The sequence below is a fragment of the Rhizobacter fulvus genome (assembly GCF_964020785.1).
Genome location: NZ_OZ224516.1, coordinates 1,816,319 through 1,832,242, shown reverse-complemented (window position 1 = coordinate 1,832,242; position 15,924 = coordinate 1,816,319). Strand labels below are relative to the sequence as shown.

Sequence of the window (15,924 nt, the reverse complement as noted above, 5' to 3'; positions counted from 1 at the left end):
ACCGGTTCAGCGCTCGACCGCGTCCGGCGCGCTCACGCGGATGCCGAGCCGCTCGCGCACCCGCTGCGCCGGGAACGCGATGTCCCGCTCGACCCAGTGCAGGAAGCGCAGCGCTTCGGGCGAGCGTTCCTTCGCCAGGTGCGCGAGCAGCGCGTCGTCGCTGAAATACGGCGTGGCCGGACGGCCGAACTCGCGCCAGCCGGCCGGGTAGCTCAGGGCGAGCGCGCCGTTCGACGCGGTCATGCCAACGATCGCGCGCACGTCGGCGGCGCGCACCCAGCGGCGGTGGTCGGCGTCCTCCAGCACGTCGACCGGAATGCCGCGGAACGCGAAGTGGCGGCCCTGCACCGGTTTCAGCGCCCGGGCGCGTGCCTGGTGGCGCAGGTCGCTGGCCAGGTCGAGCAGTGGCTTGGCCAGCGCGACGCCGAACAGCGGCGCGACCGCCACCATCGGTACCAGCCCGCCGATTCGCCACACCGCCCACGCCATCGCCACGCACAGCGCCAGCCGCCACGCGATGCGGAAGGCGGCCGTCTGCATCATCCCCGCGCCTCGGCACGTGGCCTGCCGAGCCACAGCGCCAGCGTGGCGCAGCCGGCCCCGGCGATCGCGCCGGTCGCGTGCGCGAACGGTGCGACGGCGATGTCCAGCCCGACCGGATGCCGCAGCGCCGGTCCCCACGGCGATTCGCTGGCGATCTTCACGCACAGGCCGGCCAGCACGGCGGCGCCGACGAGCCGCTGCGCGCGCGTGCCGTGGGCGAGCAACCACACGGTCACGGCCGCAACGCCACCGTGCAGCACGCCGGAAAGGCCGCCGTAATGCGTCAGGTCGGGCCGCAGCAGCAGGCCGACATGGGTCAACAGCCAGGCGGCGAGCCACGCCCACGCGACCCGTGCGGGGACCTGCGCGATGACGCCGAACGCTGCCGCCACCGCGAGCCCGACCAGGTTGATGACCAGATGCTGCGCGCTGTAGTGCACGCCGACCGCGCTGAACGCGCGCCACGGCTCATGCCAGGCCAACGCCGGCTGCCAGTCGATCGAGGTCCGGGGAAGCGCTGCACCGGCGATGGCGACGACGCCGAGCAGCGCCGCCACCGCCAGCCAGGCGCGCGCGCCGCGGGTCATGGTGCCGGCGGCGGGATCCCGTCGGGCGCGTCGAACACGGTGTGCCACAGCGCCAGCACCGCGTCGCGCGGCGCGGCCAGCGCGTCGGGATCGACCTGCGTGGGCTGCTCGTCGAGGCGCGCGGTGTGCTGCGCGCGGCGCAGCTCACGGTAGGCGTCGGCGGCGCGGCTGCCGATGTGGTCGGGCAGCAGGCCGGCTTCCTGTGATCGTTGAAGCAGCGCGATGTTGCCGACATCGTCGAGCAGGCCCGGATGCGCCGCGCCATGCGCAAGCACCAGGTACTGCACCGCGAACTCCACGTCGACCATGCCGCCCGGGCTGTGCTTGACGTCGAAGCGGCCGGCGCGCACCGGGTGGGCGTCGCGCAGCTTGGTGCGCATCGCGCGCACCTCCGTGCGCAACGCAGTCGCATCGCGCGGCGCGCACAGCACCGTGCGGCGCACGTCCTCGAATTGCGGCTCCAGCGCGCGCCAGCCGGCGCACCAGCGGGCGCGGGTCAGCGCCTGATGCTCCCAGGTCCACGCGGTGTTGCTGCCGCGTCCGGCCTGGTAGCGCGCGAACGACGCGATCGACGTGACGAGCAGCCCGGAGTTGCCGTTGGGCCGCAGCGCGGTGTCGATGTCGAACAGTTCGCCGGCCGCGGTGCGCAGCGTCAGCCAGTTGATGACCTTGCGCACGAACGCGCCGTAGACCTCGGTGGCCTTGTCCGGGTCCGGCTCGTCGGCGTCGTCGTACAGGAACACCACGTCCAGGTCGCTGCCGTAGCCCAGCTCCTTGCCGCCGAGCTTGCCGTAGGCGACGACCGCGAGGCGCGGGGTGTCGCGGTGCGCCTGCTTCAGGTGCGACCACGCCCAGCGCAGCGCGATGTCGAGCGTGGCGTCGGCAAGCGCGGAGAGATCGTCGGCCACCTGCTCCACGGTGATGTGGCCTTCGACGTCGCGCACCAGCGTGCGGAACACCTCCGCGTGGTGGGCGCGGCGCAGCGTGTCGAGCAGCGACTCTTCGTGTGCCTCGCCCGAGCGCGTCCAGGCCTCGTGGCGTGCGTCCAGTTCGGCCGTGAATTGCGCCGCGTCGAAGCGGCCATGCAGCAGGCGCTCGTCGGCGAGTTCGTCGATCACGCCGGGGTGCAGCATCAGGTAGCGCATCGGCCAGCGCGCCAGGCCGAGCAGGCGCAGCAGCCGGGTCTGCACCTCGGGCCGCTCGACCAGCATCGCCAGGTAGCTCTCGCGCCGCAGCAGCGGCTCGATCCAGTCGACGAAGCGGGTCGCGGCATCCATCGTGCATTCGCCGTCGCGGGCGGCATGGCCGGCGCGCTTGATCAGCCGCGCCAGCCTCAGCTTGCTCTCGTCGCGCAGCATCCGGATCTTCGGCTGCTCGCGCAGCGGTCGCACACGCGCCGCCAGTTCAGGCGGCAGCTGATCGAGGAACGCGTCGCTGTCGACCGGCAGCGGCGGCGCGCCACAGGTGCCGTTGCGGCAGCTGCCGGTCTTGACGGTCGGCGCACGGCCGTCGTGCAGCAGCGCGTCGAATTCGAGCGCGACGAACTCGCGCGTCGCGCCCAGCAGGTCGAGCAGGTCGCAGGCTGCGGTGCCGGACGGGCCGCGTTCGCGGCTGCTGAAGCCCAGGCTCTGCGCGATCCACGCCAGGTCGGCGTCCACGGTCGGCAGCAGGTGGGTCTGCTGGTCGTCGAGGTACTGGATGCGGTGTTCGATGCGCCGCAGGAATTCGTAGGCTTCGGCCAGTCGGTTGGCACTGGCCGGCTTCATCAGGCCGCCGGCCGTAAGCTTGGTCAGCGCCTTCAGCGTGGACCGGGTGCGGATCTCGGGGAACTGACCGCCGCGCACGACCAGCAGCAGCTGCACGATGAATTCGATCTCGCGGATGCCGCCGCGCGAGAGCTTGACGTCGTTGGCACGCTCGGGACGTCCGGCGGCGCGGCGCTGCGCTTCCTCGCGGACCTTGGCGTGCAGCTGGCGCAGGCCTTCGAACACGCCGTAGTCGAGGTAGCGCCGGTAGACGAAGGAGGTGACCAGGCCGCGCAGCGCGACCGCGCGGCCGTTCTTGACGCTCGCCGTCGGCGCGACCACGCGGCTCTTCAGCCACGCGAAGCGTTCCCACTCGCGGCCCTGCACCTGCAGGTATTCCTCCAGCATCGCCAGGCTCACGCAGGGCGGGCCGGAATTGCCGTTCGGGCGCAGCGCCAGGTCGACACGGAACACGAAACCGTCTTCGGTCGTCTCGCCGATCAGCGTGTACAGGCTCTTGCAGACGTGCGAGAAGTATTCGTGCGCGCTGATCGGCTGCGCGCCGTCGGTCTGTCCGTCTTCCTCGTAGACATAGATCAGGTCGATGTCGGACGAGACGTTCAGCTCGCGCGCGCCGAGCTTGCCCATGCCGACGACCCAGAAGTCGATGCGCTCGCCGGCGGCGTTGCGCGGCGTGCCGTAGCGCGCCTCGTGGTCGAGCCGGGCCTGCGCGAGCGCGCGGTCGAGCGTGCACTCGGCGAGCTCGGTCATCGCGACGGTCACGTCCTGCATCGGCGCCGCCTGCTCGACATCGAGCACCGCCAGGCGCTCGAGCACCAGCTGGCGTGTCACGCGCATCGCGCTGGCGAGGCCGCGGCCCTCGTGCTGGAGGCGCTCGATCAGCGCGTCGATGTGCTGGCGCGTCGGCAGGCCCGGCGGGAGCAGCGGCAGTTCGGCGGCGTAGCGACGCCGGATGCGCTGCACGAAGCGGCTGTGGTCGGCCAATGCCGAGACGGGCGCGTTCGCGATGACCGGTTCAAGAGGGCGGGAACCCATGAGTGCTGCGACGTGTCTGTGCTAGATTGAGTTGTCAGCGGCGCGCGCCGACAGACCCGCTGGCGGCATGCCGCCCACCCCTGAATCGCCCCACCCGTGGCTGGCGCACCGATGTCTTCATGCCTTTGATCCCGCCTGCCACGTCGCCCTCCGTCATCGACCGTGGCCCGCCGCGCTTCACGGCGCTGCGCTGGGTTGCACGCGTGTTGCTGGGCCTGATCTTTATCGCGTGGAGCTTATTGCTGATCGCGTGGCTGACACTCCACTGGGGGATTCTGCCCCACATCCAGCAGTGGCGTGAGCCGATCGAAACGCGGGCCAGCGCGGCACTCGGGGTTCCCGTGAAGATTGGCCAGATCGAGGTGCGCTCGGCCGGCTGGGTGCCGTCGTTCGAGCTGCGCGAGGTGGTGCTGCTCGACGCGAAGCAGCAGCCCGCGCTGCGCCTGCCGCGCGTGTTCGCCGCGATCTCGCCACGCTCGCTGCTGTCGTTCGAACTGCGCTTCGAGCAGTTGCTGATCGATGGCGCGCAGCTCGAGGCGCGGCGCGATCCGACCGGCCGCATCTTCGTCGCGGGGCTCGACTTCAGCGGCCCGGAGGTCGGCAACGGCAGCGCCTCGTCCGACTGGTTCTTCGCGCAGCACGAGTTCGTGATCCGCGGCGGTTCGATCCGCTGGACCGACGAGCTGCGCGGTGCCCCGCCGCTGGCCCTCACGGATGTCCAACTCGTCGTGCGCAACGGCCTGCGCCATCACGAGCTGCGGCTGGACGCCACCCCGCCGCCCGACTGGGGCGAGCGCTTCACCGCGACCGGCCGCTTCAGCCAGCCGCTGCTGGCGCGCCGCGGCGACTGGCGGCGCTGGAACGGCACGGTCTACGCCAACCTGCCGCGCGCCGACGTGCGCGAGCTGCGCCGCCACGCGACGCTGCCGTTCGAGCTCGGCGAGGGCGTCGGCGCGTTGCGTGGCTGGGTCGATCTGAAGGCCGGCGAGCCGGTTGCCGCAACCGTCGACCTGGCGCTGCGCGCAGTCACCCTGCAGCTCGCGCCGGAGGCCGAGCCGCTCGTCGTCGAGGAGGTCGAGGGTCGCCTGGTCGGCCAGCGCACCGAGGAAGGCGTCAGCGTCGCGCTGCAGCACTTCACGTTCGAGACCGGCGACAACATCCGCTGGCCGCAGGGCGACATGACGCTCGCCTGGCGGCAGCGCGCCGGGCAGCCGTCCACCGGGGGCGAGTTCACGGCCCAGCGCCTCGACCTGGCGCTGATGGCTCAGGTCGCGACGCGGGTGCCGCTCGGCGCACCGGTGCGCAAGCTGCTCGCCGAGTTGAACCCGCGCGGCCTGGTCGCCGATCTCTCGACCACCTGGGACGGCCCGTTCGATGCGCCGCGCCATTACCGCGCCAAGGCCCGCGTCAACGGCCTGGCGCTGACCGCGCGGCCGGCTGAAGAGCCGCGTGGCGTCGGACGCCCGGGCCTGCGCGGCGCGACTGTGCAGCTCGACGCGACCGAGGCCGGCGGCAGCGCGCGCGTCGCGATCAACGGCGGTGCGCTCGACCTGCCGGGGGTGTTCGAGGACCCGCTGCTGGTGCTGGACCAGTTGAGCGCGCAAGTGCTGTGGAAGATCGAGCCGACGCCGGTGCCGGGCATCGCGCCGCAACTCACGGTGCAGGTCAAGGAGGCGCGCTTCGCGAACGCCGATGCGAGTGGCGACCTGGCCGGCACCTGGAGCACCGGCGCCCCGACCGCGCGCGGCGGACGCTTCCCGGGCCGGCTGGAACTGGACGCCCGGCTCGCCAACGGCACGGCCGCACGCGTCTACCGCTACCTGCCGCTCGGGCTGCCGAAGGGCACGCGCGACTACCTTCAGCACGCGGTGCAAGGCGGGCGCATCGCGAGCGCCACCTTCCGCGTCAAGGGCGACCTGAACGAGTTCCCTTTCCTCAACGTCAAGAACCCGAAGGACGGCGAGTTCCACATCGCCGGCAAGATCGAGGACGGCGCCTACGCCTTCATCCCGAGCACGCCCGCGCAGGGCACCGCGCCCGCGTTCGAATCGCCGTGGCCGGCGTTGACCCGGACGAGCGTCGAACTGATCGTCGACCGCGGCACGCTCGAGCTGCGCAACGGCCGCACCCAGATCGCCAACGTCGACTTCCCGAAGGTCCAGGCGACGATCCGCCACCTCGAGGCCGACCCGGTGTTGAGCCTCGACGCCAGCGGCCGCGGGCCGCTCGGCGAGATGCTTCGCGTCGTCAACACCACACCGGTCGGCGGCTGGATCGGCAAGGCGCTGGCCGGCGGTACCGGCACCGGCGCGGCCGATCTGACGCTCGGCTTGACGATCCCGCTGCTGCGGGTCAACGCGAGCACGGTGAAGGGCAGCTTGGGGCTGGGCGGCAACGACGTGCGCCTCACGCCAGACAGCCCGCTGCTCGGCGCCGCCAAGGGCCGGGTCGACTTCACCGAGAAGGGCGTGAACGTCGTCGGCGCCAGCGCCAAGCTGTACGGCGGCGACGCCACGTTCGACGGCGGCACGCAGCCGGATGGATCGGTCCGCTTCAGCGGCACCGGCACCGTCAACGCCGACGGGCTGCGGCGCGCCGTCGAGCTCGGCGCGCTGTCTCGCGCCGCCGGCGCGCTCGCGGGGCAGGCCAGCTACCGCGCGAGCGTCGGTTTCGTGCGCGGCCAGCCCGAGCTGAACATCACCAGCAACCTGGTCGGCCTGGCGATCAACCTGCCGGCGCCACTGGCCAAGGCGGCGGAAACGCCTGTGGCGCTGCGCCTGTCGAGCATGCCCGAGGCTACGGCGCCCGGTCAGCCGGCGCAGCGCGACACGCTGCGCTTCGAGCTTGGCAACCTGGTGCAGGCGCAATATCAGCGTGACCTCACCGGCGACCAGCCGCGCGTGCTGCGCGGCGGCATCGGCGTGCTCGAGCCGGCGCCGCAGCCGGCGACCGGCGTCGCCGCCAGCATCAACCTGCCGCGCCTGGCGACCGACGAATGGGAAAGCGCCGTCGATCGCCTCTTCGGCGCCGCCGAGGCCCGCGACGCCGCGACGCCCTCGGCCTACGTGCCCGACACGATCGGCCTGCGCGTGCAGGAGCTGGTGGCCGGGCCGCGCCGGCTGACGCGCGTGTCCGCCGGGCTGTCGCAGCAGGGCGGAGTCTGGCGCGCGAACGTCGATGCCGAGCAGCTCAATGGCTACGTCGAATACCGGCTGCCGGTGCGCCGCGCCGGGGCGGCCGTGGCGGGTGGGCGCGTGTACGCGCGGCTGTCGCGGCTGTCGCTGCCGAAGGGCGACGACGAGCAGGTCGAGAGCCTGCTCGACCAACAGCCGGCGACGATGCCGGCGCTCGACCTGGTGATCGACGACTTCGAACTGCGCGGCAAGAAGCTCGGCCGCGTCGAGGTGGAGGCGGTCAACCGCGCAGGCGGTACGGGCCGCGACTGGCAGCTGTCGAAGTTCAACATCACGACGCCCGAGGCCCAGTTCGTCGCCACCGGCCACTGGTCGGCGGCCGGGCCGGGTGGCGCGCGCGGCGGTGCCGAGCGGCGCGCGGTGATGGACTTCAAGCTGCAGATCGCCGACAGCGGCGCGCTGCTCGACCGCCTCGGCACCAAGGGCGCGGTGCGCGGCGGCAAGGGGCAGCTGTCGGGCCAGATCGGCTGGAGCGGCTCGCCATTCGCGCTCGACTACCCGACGCTGGGCGGCCAGATCAACGTCGCGGTCGAGTCGGGCCAGTTCCTGAAGGTCGATCCGGGCGCGGCGCGGCTGCTGGGGGTGCTGAGCCTGCAGTCGCTGCCGCGCCGCCTGTCGCTCGACTTCCGCGACCTCTTCCAGGAAGGCTTCGCCTTCGACAGCATCACCGGCGACGTGAAGATCGGCCTCGGCGTCGCGGTGACCAACAACCTGCGCATGCGCGGCGTGCAGGCGCTGGTGCTGATGGAAGGCCACGCGGACATCGAACGCGAGACGCAGGACCTGCGCGTCATCGTCGTGCCCGAGCTGAACGCCGGCACCGCGGCGCTCGCCTACGCGGTGATCAACCCGGCCATCGGCCTGGGCGCATTCCTCGCGCAGGCGCTGCTGAAGAAGCCGCTCACCGCGGCGAGCACGCGCGAATTCCACATCAGCGGGCCGTGGGCCGATCCGAAGGTCGAGCGCGTCGACCGCAAGCTGGGCGATGATGTGCCCTCGGCCGAGGCCGCTGCCTCGGCACCGGAGAAGAAATGAAGATCGCTGCCTTGCAGATGGTGTCCACCACCCGGGTCGACGAGAACCTCGCGACGGCCCAGCGCCTGATCGCGCAGGCCGCACGCGACGGCGCCGAGCTGGTCGCGCTGCCCGAGTACTTCTGCCTGATGGGCCGCACCGATCGCGACAAGCTCGGCGTCGCCGAAGGGCCCCGCGACGGGCCGATCCAGGCGATGCTGGCGCATGCGGCGCGCGAGCACCGCGTGTGGGTGATCGGCGGCACGCTGCCGATCCGCACCGACGACCCGCAGCGTGTGCTGAACTCGAACTGCGTCTACGCGCCCGACGGCACGCTCGCCGCCCGCTACGACAAGATCCACCTGTTCAAGTACGACAACGGCCGCGAGCGCTACGACGAGGGCTGTGCGATCCGCGCCGGCAGCGTGCCGACGACGGTGCAGGCGGCCGGATTGCGGGTCGGGTTGAGCGTCTGCTACGACCTGCGCTTTCCCGAGCTGTACCGGGAAATGATGCACCCGCCGTGCGACCTGATCTCGGTGCCTGCCGCGTTCACGCACACGACAGGCCTCGCGCACTGGGAACTGCTGCTGCGTGCCCGGGCCGTCGAGAACCAGTGCTACGTGATCGCCGCCGCGCAAGGCGGCACGCACGAGAACGGCCGACGCACCTTCGGCCACAGCCTGGTGGTCGACCCGTGGGGCGAGGTGCTTGCGATGCTGCCGGAAGGCGAGGGCGTGGTGCTGGCCGAGGTCGAACGCGAGCGCATCGCGTCAGTGCGGATGCAGTTGCCGGCGTTGGAGCATCGGCGCGTCGCTTGATGCACTGCCGTCATGGAGGCGCGCTGCGCGCGCGGCCGCGAGCCCTGCGCTCCTCGGCGCCTCACAGGCGCGCCGCACGCGCCTTTGCAGCCACCGCGGGGGCTTTTCCCAAGAAGAGCTCTTGCCGCGATGCGCTGAAGAAGCTCAAGCAAGCTCTGCATTGATCGCCGCCAGTGCGGCCGACCCCGGGCAGAGTTGCGCGTCGCCGAGCCGGTTGAGCGGCTCGTCGACCGTGTTCAGGTGCTCGTGAAGGTCCTGCGCCGACGCGTTCACGTACAGCAACCCGGTCAGGATCTCGCCGCGCGATTCGTGGGTCGCGATGTGGCTCATCGCCGCCAGCCGGTCCCCCGCGTCGTAGCCGGCGGCGAGCTTGCGCAGGCGCAGCACGCTGCCGTCGTGCTGCTGCACCTCGATCACCTCGCCGGGCGCGTACATCAGGTGAATCGCGTCGCGGCTGGGCATGAAGTCGAGCCGGTTCACCGCCTCGTTGTGGGCGCGCACGTAGTCGTAGCTCTTGGTGCTGCCGGCGTGGTTGTTGAACGCGACGCAGGGGCTGATCACGTCGATCAGCGCGGCGCCGTGGTGTCGCATCGCGCCCTTGATCAGCGGGATCAACTGCTCCTTGTCGCCCGAGAAGCTGCGTGCCACATAGCTCGCGCCGAGCTGCAGCGCGAGCGCGACCAGGTCGATCGCCGAGTCGGTGTTGACGACGCCCTTCTTGCTCTTGCTGCCCTGGTCGGCAGTGGCGGAGAACTGACCCTTGGTCAGGCCGTAGACGCCGTTGTTCTCGACGATGTAGGTGAGGTTGACGCCGCGCCGCATCGCATGCGCGAACTGGCCGAGGCCGATCGACGCCGAGTCGCCGTCGCCGCTGACGCCGAGGTAGAGCAACTCGCGGTTCGCGAGGTTCGCGCCGGTCGCGACCGAGGGCATGCGGCCGTGCACGGTGTTGAAGCCATGCGACGCGCCGAGAAAGTAGTCCGGCGTCTTCGACGAGCAGCCGATGCCCGACAGCTTCGCGACGCGGTGCGGCTCGATGTCCAGCTCCCAGCACGCTTGCACCAGCGCGGCCGAGATCGAGTCGTGCCCACAGCCGGCACACAGCGTGCTGATCTTGCCCTCGTAGTCGCGCCGCGTGAAGCCAAGCGCGTTCCTTTGCAAGGTCGGATGGTGGAGTCGGGGCTTGGCGAGGTAGGTCATGGGGTGAAGTCCGCTGGAGTGGAGCGCGCCGCGAGCGTCGGGTGGCCGGCTGCGCTCATGTCCCCCGGCCCGGGCTGCGCCCGAGCCTCCTCCTTTACTTCGCTCCGCCGGCCACCCGACGCTCGCGACCGGTCACCGTCGCTGTTCTTTGGGGGAGGGCGGTTTGGGTGGTGGATCGGGCGGGCGGGGTGTTCTGTGGAGCGAAGTAAAGGAGGAGTCGCCGGCCGCAGGCCGGCGACGGGGGACATGAGCGGAGCAGAACACCCCGCTCGCCCGATCCCGCTCGACGCATAACAAACGGCGTTCATGCCGCCTGCCCCTTCTTGATCGGCTCGACGTTGTGAGACCGGATGTGCTTCGCGATCGCGTCGGTGATGAAGCGGGCGGTGATCGGCGTGCCGTCGTAGTGGAGGATGGGGACGAGCCGCGCCGGGTTGATCTCGTGCTCGGTGACGATCAGCGTGCGCAGTTGCGCGTCGCGGTTCTGCTCGACCACGAAAACCGTCTCGTGGGCGGCGATGAACTGGTCGAGCGCCTCGCTGAACGGGAACGCGCGGACGCGCAGCACGTCGACATGCACGCCCTGCGCCTGCAGCACGTCGAAGGCCTCGTTCATCGCCGGGCTGGTCGAGCCGAAGTGGATCACGCCGAACCGGGTCGGTCGCGCCGCATCGCGGCGGATCGGCTGCGGCACCAGCGTCTTCGCGGTCTCGAACTTGGTCAGCAGGCGCTGCACGTTGTAGAGGTAATCGGGGCCGGTCTCGGAGTAGCGGGCGTAGGCGTCGCGCGTGGTGCCGCGGGTGAAGTAGGCTCCCTTGTCGGGGTGCGTGCCGGGGTAGGTGCGGTACGGGATGCCGTCGCCGTCGACGTCGAGGTAGCGGCCGAAGTCCCTCCCCGCTTCGAGCTCCTCGGCGGTCATCACCTTGCCGCGGTCCATCTGCTTGCTGTCGTCCCATTCGAGCGGGTCGCACAGGCGGTGGTTCATGCCGATGTCGAGGTCGGTCATCAGGAACACCGGCGTCTGCAGCCGGTCGGCGAGGTCGAGGCACTTCGCGCCGAACTCGAAGCACTCCTTCGGGTCCTCGGGGAACAGCAGCACGTGCTTGGTGTCGCCGTGTGACGCGTACGCGCAGCTCAGGATGTCGGCCTGCTGGGTGCGCGTGGGCATGCCGGTGCTCGGGCCGCCGCGCTGCACGTTGATGATCGTGACCGGGATCTCGGCGAAGTACGCCAGGCCGATGAACTCGGTCATCAGCGAGACGCCCGGGCCCGAGGTGCAGGTGAACGCGCGCGCGCCGTTCCAGCCGGCGCCGGTGACGATGCCGATCGACGCGATCTCGTCCTCGGCCTGCACGATCGCGAACTTGTTCCTGCCGGTGGCCTTGTCGACGCGCAGCCTGCTGCAGTACTTCTGGAAGCCCTCGGCGACCGACGAACTCGGCGTGATCGGGTACCACGCGCAGACCGTCGCCCCACCGTACACGCAGCCGAGCGCGGCGGCGGCGTTGCCTTCCATGAAGATGCGCTTTCCGACCGCGTCGCGGCGCTCGATCTTCAGGCCGAGCGCGTGGTCGAAATACTCGTTCCCGTGGTGCAGCCCCATCATGAACGCGTCGAGGTTCGGCTGGATCAGCTTGGCCTTGCCCTTGTACTGCTCGCCGAGCAGCGTCGCGATCACCTCGGGCTCGATGCCGAGCATGGCCGACAGCACGCCGACGTAAACGATGTTCTTCAGCAGCTGGCGCTCGCGCGGGTCGTTGTAGCGCGTGGCGCACAGGTCGGCCAGCGGCACGCCGAGCACGTGGATGTCGTCGCGGAACTTGGCCGACGGCATCGGCTTGCTGCTGTCGTAGAGCAGGTAGCCGCCGGGCTCGATCTCGGCCAGGTCCTTGTCCCAGGTCTGCGGGTTCATCGCGACCATCAGGTCCACGCCGCCGCGCCGGCCGAGGTAGCCACGCTCGTTGACGCGCACCTCGTACCAGGTCGGCAGGCCCTGGATGTTGCTCGGGAAGATGTTGCGCGGGCTCACCGGCACGCCCATGCGCAGCAGGCTGCGTGCGAACAGCTCATTGGCGGATGCGGAGCCCGAGCCGTTGACGTTCGCGAACTTGACGACGAAATCGTTGACGGCGGTGATGCGGGGTTTGGCGGTCGTCGGCATCTCAGAGGATCCTCGTGGTCGACGTGTTCTTGTCGCGGCAGCCGCGCCCGGCCTGCGTCAGGTCGATCAGGAATTTCTGCATGTCCCAGGCGCCGGTCGGGCAGCGCTCGGCGCACAGGCCGCAATGCAGGCACACGTCCTCGTCCTTCACCATCACGCGGCCGGTTTTCAGGTCGCCCGATACGTAGAGCGCCTGGTCGGGGTGACGCGCCGGTGCGCGCAGGCGGGTGCGCAGGTCGGCCTCGTCGCCGTTGGCGGTGAAGGTGATGCAGTCGGTCGGGCAGATGTCGACACAGGCGTCGCACTCGATGCACTGGCCGGTGTTGAACACGGTCTGCACGTCGCAGTTCAGGCAGCGCTGCGCTTCCTTCCACGCCGCCTGCACGTCGAAGCCGAGCTCGACCTCGACCTTGATGTTGCGCAGCGCCGCGTTGACGTCGCGCCACGGCACCTTGTGGCGCAGGTCCGGCGAGACGGCGTTGTCGTAGCTCCACTCGTGGATGCCCATCTTCTGCGACACCAGCGTGACGCCGGGCGCCGGGCGCTTTGCGACGTCCTCGCCATGCAGGAACTTGTCGATCGAGATCGCGGCGGCGTGGCCCTGCGCGACGGCCCAGATGATGTTCTTCGGGCCGAGTGCGGCGTCGCCGCCGAAGAACACGTTCGGCCGGCTCGACTGAAGCGTCACGTCGTTCAGCACCGGCATGCCCCATTCGTTGAAATCGATGCCGGCGTCGCGCTCGATCCACGGGAACGCGTTCTCCTGGCCGACCGCGACCAGCACCTCGTCGCACTCGACCACCTGCGGCGGCGCGCCGGTCGAGACCAGGCGTCGGCGGCCGGAAGCGTCGCGCTCGGCGCGCACCTTGTCGAAGCTCATGCCGGTGAGGCGGCCGGTGCCGTCGTGCAGGAACGCGATCGGCACCAGGCAGTCGAGGATCGGGATCGCCTCGTGTGCGGCGTCCTCCTTCTCCCACGGCGACGCCTTCATCTCGTCGAATGGCGAACGCACGATCACCTTCACGTCGTCGCCGCCCAGGCGCTTGGCGCTGCGGCAGCAGTCCATCGCGGTGTTGCCGCCGCCGAGCACGATCACGCGCTTCGCGATCGACGTGACATGCCCGAACGAGACCGACGCGAGCCAGTCGATGCCGATGTGGATGTGCTTCGCGGCCTCGTCCCGGCCCGGGATCTTCAGGTCGCGCCCGCGCGGCGCGCCCGAGCCGATGAAGACGGCGTCGTAGTTCTCCGCCAGCAGCGCCTTCAGCGACTCGATCCGCGTGCCGCCGCGGAACTCGACGCCGAGCTTCAGCACGTAGCCGGTCTCCTCGTCGATCACTTCCTCCGGCAGCCGGAAGCGCGGGATCTGCGAGCGGATCATGCCGCCGGCTTTCGTGTCGCCGTCGAACACCGTGACCGCGTAGCCGAGCGGCGCGAGGTCGCGTGCCACCGTCAGCGCCGCCGGTCCCGCGCCGACGCAGGCGATGCGCTTGCCGTTCATCACCTGCGGGGCGCGCGGGAAGCGGTCGCTGATGTCGTCGTCCTTGAAGTCGGCGGTGACGCGCTTCAGGCGGCAGATCGCCACCGGCTCCGGCTTCTCGGCCTGCGCCTCCTCGACGCGGCCGCGCCGGCACGCGGGCTCGCACGGCCGGTCGCAGGTGCGGCCGAGGATGCCGGGGAACACGTTGGACGCCCAGTTGACCATGTAGGCATCGGTGTAGCGGCCCGCCGCGATCAGGCGGATGTACTCGGGCACCGGGGTGTGGGCCGGGCACGCCCACTGGCAGTCGACCACCTTGTGGAAGTAGTCGGGCGCGTGGATGTCGGTCGCTTGCAAGCAGTCTCTTTCCGCGCGCTCGATTCCGGCAGGGGCCCGGGGCCGACGCGCTGTGGCGCATCTGTGCGGTGAGCCGATCCTAGGACGCGTCCCGCTCCCTGTCAGCGGGGGTTTGCGCCAGTGCGCGGGGCAGGGTCAGGCGAGCATGTCGGCCCAGATCGAGCGCGCCCAGCTGAACGCGAGCGAGGCTTCGAGTTCGTTCGGCGCTGCGGACAGGCCGCCCGAACCGGCGACCGGCTTGAAGGTCTTCTCGCCGGCCACGTAGGCGTGCACGCTGGCGACGTGGACCGCGCGCTTGTCGTCGACGAAGCTGTAGCAGGTGTTCGTCAGCATCGGCGCCGGATCGAGCTCCCAGCCCGCCAGCTCGGCGACGATCGCCGCCGCGGTCACCTTGGCATGGCTGTTGGCCATGTGGCCGCTCTTGGGCATCAGCGAGGCGATCTGGATCGCGTCGCCGATCACGTGGATGTGCTTCGCCGCGGTCGATTCGAAGTTGATCCAGTCGACATTGCACCAGCGCCCGTTGGAGTTGGCCAGGCCGGTCTGCACCGCGATCGCGCCGGCACGCATCGGCGGCAGCACGTTCAGCACGGCGGCGCGCACGTCGTCCTGGATCTCGAACTTGACCGTGTTCGTCGTCACGTCGACCGCGGTCGCCTTGCTCTGCGGCCGGTACTCGACGATGCCCTTGTACGACTCGGCCCAGGCCTTCTTGAACAACGGGCCCTTGCTGGTCACGTCCTCGTTGGCGTCGACGATCAGCACCTTCGAGCGCGGCTTGGCCGCCTTGAAATACGCGGCGACCATCGAGGCGCGTTCGTACGGCCCGGGCGGGCAGCGGTACGGCGCCTCGGGGATCGCGATCGCGAACACGCCGCCGTCCGGCATCGCCTCGAGCTGGCGGCGCAGCGCCACCGTCTCCGGCCCGGCCTTCCAGGCCTGCAGGATGCGGCCGTCGCGCTGCGCGGCCCGCAGGCCGGCAACTTCGTCGAACATCATCTCGACGCCGGGCGACAGCACCAGCTTGTCGTAGCGGATCGTCGCGCCCGAGGCGAGCACCGCGACGCGCTGGGTCGGGTCGATGCGCGCGACCGTGTCGCGCACCACGCGCACGCCGTGGGTCGCGCCGAGTCGATCGTACGGCCGCGTGATGTCGGTCAGCGCGTGGTGGCCCGAGACGACCAGGTTCGACAGCGGGCAGGAGACGAACGCGGAGTCCGGTTCGATCATCACCACGTCGATCGTGTGCTGCGACAGCAGCCGCACGTACTTGGCCGCGGTGGCGCCGCCATACCCGCCGCCGACGACGAGCACGCGCGCGCGCTCGGGCGTGCCGACGGCACCCGGCCGCGGGGTCGCGGCGCAGCCGGCCAGGCCCAGGCCGGCGGCTCCGGCCAGCGCCAGCACGGACCGCCGGGTCGGCGCCGCGCTCATCGCTTCACCTCCGCGACCGGGTTCGCGAAGTAGGCCGCCAGCAGCACGATCTGCGCGTCGCTGTAGCCCTTGGCGAGCTGCGGCATCAGCGTGCCGGGGCGGGTACCGTTCTTGAACGCAGTCATCTGCTCGATCAGGTAGGTCGCGGGCTTGCCCGCCAGCGCGGCCATCGCCGAGCCCGGCGGCACGTGGCCATCGGTGCCGTGGCACTGCGCGCAGGTCGCGGCCAGGCTGCGGGCGCGCAGCGCGAGCGCGTCCTGTGCGTGCGCGCACGACGCGGCTGCGAGCAGCGCGGCGGCGGTGACGCGGGCGAGCGGGCTGGGTGTCATCGG

10 protein-coding genes are annotated in these 15,924 nt (G+C 70.9%); 2 read left to right on the top strand and 8 right to left on the bottom strand.

The window, feature by feature from the left end; all coding sequences use genetic code 11:
* Positions 1-6 precede the first annotated feature (6 nt).
* From ACWH49_RS08745 to glnE, 3 genes are read right to left on the bottom strand one after another with little or no spacing between them, the layout of a single operon-like run.
* On the bottom strand, positions 7-540 hold the full coding sequence (locus tag ACWH49_RS08745) for a hypothetical protein (protein WP_448171107.1): 534 nt from the start codon (positions 538-540) through the stop codon (positions 7-9).
* The gene (gene rrtA, locus ACWH49_RS08740) at positions 540-1,130 is read right to left on the bottom strand and encodes a rhombosortase (RefSeq protein ID WP_448171106.1); all 591 of its coding nucleotides are present in this window, start codon (positions 1,128-1,130) and stop codon (positions 540-542) included. Before rrtA ends, ACWH49_RS08745 begins: the two co-directional genes overlap by 1 nt.
* A complete protein-coding gene (gene glnE / locus ACWH49_RS08735) occupies positions 1,127-3,931 on the bottom strand; it encodes a bifunctional [glutamate--ammonia ligase]-adenylyl-L-tyrosine phosphorylase/[glutamate--ammonia-ligase] adenylyltransferase (RefSeq protein ID WP_448171105.1) in 2,805 nt (934 codons plus the stop codon). The genes rrtA and glnE overlap by 4 nt, the downstream gene beginning before the upstream one ends.
* A gap of 119 nt (positions 3,932-4,050) precedes the next feature.
* Here glnE and ACWH49_RS08730 point away from each other — a divergent pair, with 119 nt between their 5' ends.
* A complete protein-coding gene (locus ACWH49_RS08730; RefSeq protein WP_448171104.1) occupies positions 4,051-8,160 on the top strand; it encodes a YhdP family protein in 4,110 nt (1,369 codons plus the stop codon).
* Positions 8,157-8,960: a carbon-nitrogen hydrolase family protein gene (locus ACWH49_RS08725; protein WP_448171103.1), complete on the top strand. Its 804-nt coding sequence runs from the start codon at positions 8,157-8,159 to the stop codon at positions 8,958-8,960. The genes ACWH49_RS08730 and ACWH49_RS08725 overlap by 4 nt, the downstream gene beginning before the upstream one ends.
* A gap of 144 nt (positions 8,961-9,104) precedes the next feature.
* Here the strand turns inward: ACWH49_RS08725 and ACWH49_RS08720 are convergent, their stop codons facing one another.
* The 5 genes from ACWH49_RS08720 to ACWH49_RS08700 form a co-directional block, all read right to left on the bottom strand.
* Positions 9,105-10,160, bottom strand: coding sequence for a 2-oxoacid:ferredoxin oxidoreductase subunit beta (locus ACWH49_RS08720; RefSeq protein ID WP_448171102.1), 1,056 nt, complete (start codon positions 10,158-10,160; stop codon positions 9,105-9,107).
* Positions 10,161-10,464: 304 nt separating this feature from the next.
* Positions 10,465-12,321 carry a 2-oxoacid:acceptor oxidoreductase subunit alpha gene (locus ACWH49_RS08715; protein WP_448171101.1) on the bottom strand — a complete coding sequence of 619 codons (1,857 nt, stop codon included), beginning with the start codon at positions 12,319-12,321 and terminating at the stop codon, positions 10,465-10,467.
* A gap of 1 nt (position 12,322) precedes the next feature.
* Positions 12,323-14,158, bottom strand: a complete 1,836-nt coding sequence (locus ACWH49_RS08710; RefSeq protein WP_448171100.1) for an FAD-dependent oxidoreductase — start codon at positions 14,156-14,158, stop codon at positions 12,323-12,325.
* A gap of 135 nt (positions 14,159-14,293) precedes the next feature.
* Complete coding sequence (locus ACWH49_RS08705) at positions 14,294-15,592, bottom strand: FCSD flavin-binding domain-containing protein (protein ID WP_448171099.1); 1,299 nt, start codon at positions 15,590-15,592, stop codon at positions 14,294-14,296.
* Positions 15,589-15,921: a c-type cytochrome gene (locus ACWH49_RS08700; protein WP_448171098.1), complete on the bottom strand. Its 333-nt coding sequence runs from the start codon at positions 15,919-15,921 to the stop codon at positions 15,589-15,591. The genes ACWH49_RS08705 and ACWH49_RS08700 overlap by 4 nt, the downstream gene beginning before the upstream one ends.
* Positions 15,922-15,924 lie beyond the last annotated feature (3 nt).